The 769-nt window shown below is 73.1% G+C and carries 1 protein-coding gene; it reads right to left on the bottom strand.

Annotated features, from left to right (window positions below; genetic code table 11):
- The coding region (locus Pta02_RS40825) for an HAD family hydrolase (protein WP_203880420.1) at positions 1 to 756 on the bottom strand (756 nt) is incomplete at its 3' end.
- Between the last annotated feature and the right edge of the window lie 13 nt (positions 757 to 769).

Below are 769 nucleotides of genomic sequence, written 5' to 3'. Positions count from 1 at the left end.
CGCACCCACCTGCACCCGTCCGACCACGGTCAGCTCGCCGAGATCGGCCACCACGACATCCGCTCCGCGTTGGCGCAGCTCCGTCGCCTGACCGGTGCGGTCGACCCCGATGATCAGGCCGAAGCCGCCCCGTCGGCCGGCCTCCACCCCGGGCAGCGCGTCCTCGGCGAGCGCCGTGCGGCCCGTGGGTGCCTCCAGGCGGCGGGCGGCCTCCAGGAACAGTGCCGGATCGGGTTTGCCGGGCAGGCCGAGGCGGTCGGCGTCGGTGCCGTCGATGAGGACGTCGAACAGTTGCCTCGTCCCGGCTGCGGTCACCACGGTGCGGCCGTTGCGGCTGGCCGAGACCACGGCGGTACGGCAGCCGCGCCGGCGCAGCTCGTGCAGCAGGGCCACGGTGTCGGGGAAGGCGGCCACGCCGTAGCGCGCGACCTGTTCGGCGAACAGCTTGTCCTTGGCGGTGCCCAGGCCGTGCACGGTCAGTGCGTCCGGCGGGTCGTCCGGCCCGCCTTCGGGCAGGGTGAGGCCGCGCGAGGCCAGGAAGGTGCGTACGCCGTCCAGCCGGGGCCGGCCGTCGACGTGGCGCAGGTAGTCCTCGCGGACGTCGAAGGGTGTCGACCGGCCCCGCAGGAACCGGTCGAAGACGTGCTTCCAGGCCGCCGCGTGCACGCGTGCGGTGTCGGTGACCACCCCGTCGGTGTCGAAGACGACGGCGCTGATCAGCGACAGATCGATGATCGGTGATAACGGCTCGTCCATGCCTTCAGTGTCG

Source organism: Paraplanobispora takensis (assembly GCF_016863195.1).
Taxonomy (GTDB): Bacteria; Actinomycetota; Actinomycetes; order Streptosporangiales; family Streptosporangiaceae; genus Planobispora; species Planobispora takensis.
Note: the sequence above shows the minus strand (reverse complement) of the source record. Positions and strands in the feature narration are given on the sequence as shown.